General features: G+C 57.8%; 2 protein-coding genes. Both read left to right on the top strand.

Going from position 1 to position 779, the window contains the following annotated elements; translation table 11 throughout:
* Positions 1-192: hypothetical protein (locus V8359_RS19285; protein ID WP_336430776.1), on the top strand; the 192-nt coding region annotated here is incomplete at its 5' end.
* Entirely contained in the window at positions 159-764 is a 606-nt protein-coding gene (locus V8359_RS19280; RefSeq protein ID WP_336430777.1) for an IS630 family transposase, read from the top strand. The genes V8359_RS19285 and V8359_RS19280, both read left to right, overlap by 34 nt.
* The last annotated feature ends 15 nt before the right edge of the window (positions 765-779 follow it).

Below are 779 nucleotides of genomic sequence, written 5' to 3'. Positions count from 1 at the left end.
GGCCGGTTCCTCCGCAAACTCAAGCGTTTCGCCTTTAACCTGAGACATCAGCGAAAGGCGAAACGCGTGCAACGCCTGAATGTTGCGCTGCGTTTCGCGCAAATCTGTGATTCAGGTTTTTCGCGAAACGCTTTCGGCTTCACGTATAAAAAAAGACACTGGTCGCCACCGAGCGGCGCCGCGCACGGGTAAGAAAGCTGCGTGACGAGTGGTTCAGGCACCGCCTTCCAGCCGTCACAGCCCAGCCAGAGCGCGTTGTCTTTATTGATGAAACCTCCGTCAAAACCAACCTGACCCGCCAACGGGGTTGGTCGCAGCGCGGCGAGCGGTTGGTGATGGATGCTCCGTTCGGATCATGGGGGACGCAAACCTTCATCGCAGGCCTCGGCGCCAATGCCTTGATCGCACCGTGGGTCATCAAGGGGGCGATGGACGGCGAAGCCTTTGCTGCCTACGTCACGCAAGTCCTGCTTCCTGAACTGGAGCCAGGCACCGTCGTCATCTTGGACAATCTCGCCACACACAAGAATGCCGCTGCCGCCAAAGCCATGCGCGAAGCCGGATGCTGGTTCCTGTTCCTGCCACCATACAGCCCAGACCTGAACCCGATCGAGATGGCCTTCTCGAAGCTCAAGGCCCACCTGCGCAGGATAGGGGCGAGAACATTTACCGACATGTTCAGCGCTCTCGCGGAAATATGCGACCTCTTCTCCCCGGACGAGTGCTGGAATTACTTCAAGGCTGCCAGATATGTCTCAGGTTAAAAGTCGGATGCTTTA

The organism is Roseovarius sp. E0-M6 (assembly GCF_037083845.1).
In the GTDB taxonomy this organism is placed as follows: Bacteria; Pseudomonadota; Alphaproteobacteria; order Rhodobacterales; family Rhodobacteraceae; genus Roseovarius.
Note: the sequence above shows the minus strand (reverse complement) of the source record. Positions and strands in the feature narration are given on the sequence as shown.